Origin of the sequence: Cryobacterium glaciale (assembly GCF_004402535.1) — a bacterium.
GTDB classification, from domain to species: domain Bacteria; phylum Actinomycetota; class Actinomycetes; order Actinomycetales; family Microbacteriaceae; genus Cryobacterium; species Cryobacterium glaciale.
The window spans coordinates 441,708-447,806 of the sequence record NZ_SOEY01000006.1 but is presented as its reverse complement, the minus strand read 5'-3'; the positions used below and the strand labels follow the sequence as shown (position 1 = coordinate 447,806).

The following is a 6,099-nucleotide window of genomic DNA, read 5'->3' as shown; positions in this document are numbered from 1 at the left end:
CAGATAAGGACCGGTGAGTGTGAGAAAGTTGCATCTACGAGATGTCTCCCTGAGCGTTGAATAGTTTGTCTAGATAACAACTATTTTAGCTGGTCAGAGGGGCATTCTCGGTTTAACGCGCCGTTAAAACCTCAAGGTCGACCGGTGGATTCAGGCTGAGTCGGGCCGGGCTCCCGCTGAAACTTCTGCACGCGACGACTGCGGCTGAGCGCCGCACCAACGAGCGCGAGGCCGACGCGTATTTCAATGACCCGGCGCGGCCGGAGCATCTGCGGCAGTTCACGGTGTTTGCCGAGTCGCTGACCGAGCACATGCTCACGAACGGCGCCCACATGCGCGACTTCGCCGAGGCGTACGTCTCGTCACGGGCGCGCATCGGGCTTCCGTCAGTGCCGGTCGAGACCATCATCTATGCCCGAGCCGTCGAGATAGTCGCAGAGCGGATGCGCCGGGTCGACCTACTGACCGGCCGCGACGTCGCGGCGGCCGTACGCAGCACGAAAGCCGAGGTGTGGCGGGAGGAGCGACAGCGGCAATTCCAGGGGCTCGTGAAAGGTGTAATAGTCCATGTGCACAGCAATCGTGCACGGTTAAGTTTGGAATCGAAGATGGAGAACCAGGCGAGGGTACGTGTAGGAAAGCCGCGTGAGCCAGGCGAGTCACTGGTGGTCTGGCTCGCCACGCGCGAGATTGCTGGGCGCGTGCCCACCGGTAGTCTGTCGATCGAGGAGGCTCGGAACGCCGTCCGCATTGCGGGGCTGCATCTTTTGACGTCCCCCCAAGCGCATCGACATGCGGGCGACGATCAAACTTATGCGCGGTGGGTCGGTCGTTAGCGAATGGCTCGCCGCATGTCGAGGAGCGGGGACATCCCACGGGTCGGGGCCACGAGCAACAAAAGCCCATATTCTCAACACATACCCGTACCACCGCAGCTAGCGAGTGATGTTACCTTGCCATGAATCCACCGTCGATGGGCAGGTTGACGCCGGTCACCCACGTGGATTCATCCGACGCGAGATACAAGACCGCGTATGCAACGTCTAAGGGCACACCTAAACGCCGAATCGATTGATTGGCTGTGTTGACCTTTTCATATTCAACGATGCCACCGGGGAACGCGTTCGCGATACCTTCCACCAAAGGGGTGAGCACTGTGCTGGGGTGCACAGAGTTCACACGGATGTTGTACTTGCCGTACACGGCCGCATCCTGTTTGGTCTGCATCGTCACTGCGCCCTTGGCCACGTGATATGCCGTGAATTCTTCATTTCCAGTCAGGCCATAGATGGAGGAAAAGTTGATAATAGAGCCAGCGTTTTGGCGAATCATATAGGGAATGGCGTGTTTGGTTGAGAAGAATACGCCTTTGACGTCCACCGCGAACAGGGAGTCCCAGTCGGCTTCAGAGAGTTCGTGTGTGGGCATATCTACGCCGATGATCCCGGCGCAATTCACCAGTACGTCAATGGTGCCGAATTCCACGCCGACCTCTCGGTACACCCGGGCAACATCGTCTTCGCGAGCAACGTCGAGTTGCCAGAATCGCGCCTGGCCACCCTCTCGTGTGATTGCCGCTACTACTTCACTGCCCAGTTCTTCGCTCAGGTCGGTCACAACGACTCTCGCGCCTTCCCGTGCGAAAAGTTCAGCGGTCGCGCGCCCCATGCCGGATGCGGCGCCGGTGATGACAGCTGTTTTGTTCATGAGTCTGTTCATGATGGTCTCTTCCAATTGCTTTTGTTCGCTCAGAGCGGTAGTCGTATTCGTGTCGTGGTCCGGCCATCAATGGCCGGACCACGACAGGAGTGGGATTCCTCTTGGGTGAGTCAGACCGTGGCTGGTTCGGTAGCGAAGAATGCTTGATAGCCGTTCGCCTCGGCATCTCGGCAGAATTGCTGGTATACCTGCCCGCCTCCCATGTAGACCATGAACTCTTCTGCCTTACCGGCAACATTGTCGCCGAGGAACCAGGCCTTGGCTTTGCGACCTTCGGAGTACATGACCGTTGCCTTGCCGGCACGGTCAACTTCGCCGGCCCACCACTGTTCGGATTCGAGGGTGGCTTCAAGCCGTTCGATACCGTGCTCCTCCGCGAAGGAGATAGCCCGTGCCATCCACTGGGCACCGAGCTGAATCGGAACCGGGAGGTTGGAGTACGGCGTCTGCGGTCCGAGCGACATAAGAAAATTGGGGAAGCCGTTGACGGAGATTCCGAGGTTACTTCGAAGGCCGTTCTTCCACTTGTCCCGCAGGATTAGGCCGTCCCGCCCAACGATGTCGATATTGGTCAGGGTTCCGGTCATCGCATCGAAGCCAGTCGCGCAGATGATCACGTCGAGTTCGTACTCGGTGTCGCCAACCTTGAGCCCCTTCTCCGTGAAGGTCGTGATGGGGGTGGACGCAGTGTCGATCAGGGCTACGTTGGCGCGATTATAGGCGGCGTAGTATCCATGGCCCGTTGGCACTCGTTTGCCGTTGAAGGAGTATCCCTTAGGGGAGAGCAACTCAGCGGTTGCCGGGTCCTTCACGATTTCGCGAATCTTCGATCGGATGAACTCGGACGCGAGTTCGCTCGAATCGTGATTCGTCGCAAGGTCGTTAAAACATTCGTTGGCGAAGTGGAATCCGCCCTCGTTCCACTTGCTCTGGAATATTCGTTCGCGTTCCTCCGGCGTTACCTCGAGGGCGCTCTTCTCCGCCTTCTCCATTGCCACTCCGAACGGGTGGTTCGCGGCCTTCGCGTAGATGGCGTCATAGTTGTCCTTGACGAATTGCATCCACTCGGCATCGACAGTTTCATTGTTCGTTTCGACAATGAAGTTTGGTGTGCGCTGAAAAACAACGAGCTCTTCGGCCAATGGCGCAATAGTCGGCACGATCTGAATCCCGGAAGCTCCGAGGCCGATGATTCCGACGCGCTTGCCCGCGAGGTCAACACCGCCACGGGGCCAGCTCGAGGCATGGTAAAGCTGGCCGGTGAACGACTCTCGACCCGGAATGTTGGGCCAGATGGCTTGTGATAATACGCCCATGCCCGAGACCAAGTATTTTGCGGTCTGAGAGTGGCCGTCCGCAAAGTTGACGGTCCAGATGTTGCTGGCTTCGTCGTAAATGGCTGATTCCACGCGGGAGTTGAACTGAATGTCCCTGCGGAGATCCAGCCGGTCGGCGACGAATTGGAGGTAGGCGAGAACTTCTTTGCCCGAAGGATAGCGTTCTGTCCAATTCCATTCTTCGCGTACCTCCTTTGAGAAAGAGAACGAGTAATAGCTGAACTCGCTGTCAGTTCGTACTCCCGGATAGTTGTTCTCCCACCAAGTGCCGCCGACCTCCGATGCTGCGTCGACGACGAGCACGCGCTGACCGATTTCGCGGAGGTGATGCAGGATGGCGAGACCGGAGAAACCAGCCCCGATTACAATGCTGTCGTAGTCGGTTCCAGCGCTGGAACCGAAAACGCCCGTATCTGAAATTGACATGGTATTTCCTTTCATGAGTCCGCGTTTGTCCGCGCCTCAAGGCGTCGGACGCGAAGGTGGAGGGTCAGAGAGAGGGCCGGCCGGCCAGATACCAGGTGGCCATCCTGGCGATTTCCTCATCAGCGCGCGGGTGACGGCCGGCGAGGAATGGGTAGACGTGCTGCATGCCCTCTCCGACCGAGAACGTCACATCGACGCCCGCGCCGAGAGCGAGCTTGTGCAAACGCGCGCTGTCGTCGAAGAGGGACTCGATGTCGCCGGCGCATATGTACAGGCGAGGGAAGCCCGAGAGATTCGCATATAACGGGTTGACGCCCGGTTCTGTGGGATCGGCGGCACCGTCGATGTAGCGATCGATGTTCGCCTGCAGGCCCTCCGGTGCGATCAGGAAATCGGTGTCGTTATTGGTGACAAGAGTGATGCCACTGTTTTCCATGTCGAGCCAGGGAGACATGGTTAAGACCTGATGCGGGAGGGGAAGCCCCAGATCTTTGGCCCGAAGGGTCATACTGATGGCGAGGTTACCCCCGGCGCTATCTCCGACCAGGGTGATGTCATCCGGAAGGTAGCCATCCGCTAGCAGCGCACGATAGATGCTGAGCCCGTCCTCGATTTGCGCTGGATACTTGTGCTCCGGTGCAAGGCGGAAATCAGCCACGAACGACATCGTGCCGCAGGCCTTGGCGATGTGACCGGCCAGCTTGCGATGACTGGCGGATGACCCCAGAGCGAATCCACCCCCATGCATCACGATCTGCATCTGCCGAGGATCGCTTCCCAGCGGCGAGACGAGTATTCCCGGGACACCGCCCAGCGATGTATGCGTGTAGGTTACGTCCCCCGGCTCCGCTGTCGCGCGTTGCCAGTCATCGAATATGATTCGCAGCAATCCCACGGACATGTCGGGGTACTTCGAAATTTCTTCGATCCACTGGGCGTAGATCGTGCCGAGCAGGTCGGTCGGCTTCACTGGCGACATAAGGCACTCCTAATTGTGCGGGGTTTCGTTGCAGCATTGCGCAGAGGCATCAGGCCGGGAATTGCATCCCCAACGACCTCAGACTGCCTCTTGATTTTGACCCGTAACAGTGTCGTCTCAATTTGACGCACAGTGATTTCAAGCTGACGCAAGAAGTGACAGAAATGAATGTGAACATGAGAATCACCCGGGGAAACCTGGGCACCACCACCCCGGAAAAGCAATACGGGGTATGTGGGATATTTCTTCTTCCCTTCGGAACCTGTGGCTCAACTTTCGTCAGAGACGACGATTTTGGTCAATGAAGATGGGTGACCTTCGGATGCGAATTCGCGGGTCCGGGTTAGCACCAGGCTCCTACCGAGAGGGACAGTCACACACTTTCGGTGTGCACTCTCGGATTCCTTAACACCAAGAGAAAGAGTTGCCATGTTCGCAAAGACCACGCTCTCGCTCGCCGCACTTATTGCAGCGAGCGTACTGGTCCTCACCGGCTGTTCGACGGGATCCCCTGCAGGTGGGTCCAATGACAGCGCCGCTGTGGATCAGGAGATCGGCCTCGCCGGCACGCAAGACCAGATTCTGGACATTTCGGAATTCTGTGGAACCGAACCCATCAAGGTTGCATACGCCGACGGCTTCGGCGGCAACTCGTGGCGCAAGATCACGCGAGCCATCTTCGAGGCCGAGGCCGCGAAATGCTCCAATATCACTGACGTCATCTACACGGATGCTCAAGCTGACACGCAGAAGGCCATCTCTGACATCAACGCCCTAGTTGCACAAGGGGTCAATGTGATCGTCTCCTTCACCGATGGCGGAGAGGCTCTCCTGCCCACCATTCGGAAGGCCACAGAGGCCGGCGTGAAGTTCGTGCCGATCATTGCCTGCCCCGGGGGCGAGCCAGGGACAGACTATGTCGACTGTGTCTCCGAAGACGTCCTCACCTACGGCAAGGGTCTGGCCGACTGGACGATTGCTCAGATGGGTGGCAAGGGCAACCTCGTCATGTCAGGCGGACAGGCGGGTAATCCCTACTCCGCCGCTGTGTATGAGGGGGTAAAGAAGTCCGTCGCCGAAAACCCTGGCATCACTTTGCTCAACACCGAAATGGGTGACGTACCCGTCGACACTGGCTGGGAGCCAGGCAAGACAAAACAGGTCTTTGCTGGCTTGATCACCAAGTTCGGTCAGATCGACGGAATCGTAGCTGATTACGGTGGAGGTTCCGTCGGTGGCGTCGAGGCGTTCGTCGACGCAAGCCAGCCGGTGCCACCGTGGTCTGCCAATGACTCCAATTCTTTCGCCTGCCTGTATTACGAGTACAAGGACACGCAGCCTACGTTTCAGATCGCTACGGAATCGTCTCGCAACTGGGTAGCTGTCCCGGCCCTGCATAAGGGACTCGCCGCGTTCAACGGAGTCGAGAACACCGAGCCGTCGACTTACAACCTGGGCATCATTGAGGATTCCACCAACCCTGACATGATGCCCGTTTGCGAAGAGGACCTCCCGAATGACGCCATCATCTCGTCGGGCCTGTCGGTTCAGGATCTGACCGACCTCTTCAAGTAGCCAGAATCAACTCCGCCGGTGCCGGAGGAACAATGTTCCTCCGGCACCGGACTTGATTCACCC

Annotated in this window: 5 protein-coding genes; 2 read left to right on the top strand and 3 right to left on the bottom strand. The window is 58.2% G+C overall.

The window, feature by feature from the left end:
- The first annotated feature begins 284 nt into the window (after window positions 1–284).
- Entirely contained in the window at window positions 285–836 is a 552-nt protein-coding gene (locus E3O06_RS03850) for a hypothetical protein (protein ID WP_134501646.1), read from the top strand.
- 112 nt (window positions 837–948) lie between these two features.
- Here E3O06_RS03850 and E3O06_RS03845 read toward each other — a convergent pair whose 3' ends face one another.
- From E3O06_RS03845 to E3O06_RS03835, 3 genes are all read right to left on the bottom strand, one after another.
- Window positions 949–1,719, bottom strand: coding sequence for an SDR family NAD(P)-dependent oxidoreductase (locus tag E3O06_RS03845; RefSeq protein WP_134501691.1), 771 nt, complete (start codon window positions 1,717–1,719; stop codon window positions 949–951).
- Between the two features lie 110 nt (window positions 1,720–1,829).
- Entirely contained in the window at window positions 1,830–3,482 is a 1,653-nt protein-coding gene (locus E3O06_RS03840) for a flavin-containing monooxygenase (protein WP_134501645.1), read from the bottom strand.
- A gap of 64 nt (window positions 3,483–3,546) precedes the next feature.
- Window positions 3,547–4,461, bottom strand: coding sequence for an alpha/beta hydrolase (locus E3O06_RS03835; protein ID WP_134501644.1), 915 nt, complete (start codon window positions 4,459–4,461; stop codon window positions 3,547–3,549).
- Between the two features lie 429 nt (window positions 4,462–4,890).
- On the opposite strand from E3O06_RS03835, the gene E3O06_RS03830 reads away from it, so the two are divergent.
- On the top strand, window positions 4,891–6,036 hold the full coding sequence (locus E3O06_RS03830) for a substrate-binding domain-containing protein (protein ID WP_134501643.1): 1,146 nt from the start codon (window positions 4,891–4,893) through the stop codon (window positions 6,034–6,036).
- Window positions 6,037–6,099: the final 63 nt, after the last annotated feature.

Coding starts and splice junctions, on each gene's coding strand:
- E3O06_RS03835 (WP_134501644.1), bottom strand. CDS start 4,461: ATGTCGCCAGTGAAGCCGACCGACCTGCTCGGCACGATCTACGCCCAG.
- E3O06_RS03840 (WP_134501645.1), bottom strand. CDS start 3,482: ATGTCAATTTCAGATACGGGCGTTTTCGGTTCCAGCGCTGGAACCGAC.
- E3O06_RS03830 (WP_134501643.1), top strand. CDS start 4,891: ATGTTCGCAAAGACCACGCTCTCGCTCGCCGCACTTATTGCAGCGAGC.
- E3O06_RS03845 (WP_134501691.1), bottom strand. CDS start 1,719: ATGAACAGACTCATGAACAAAACAGCTGTCATCACCGGCGCCGCATCC.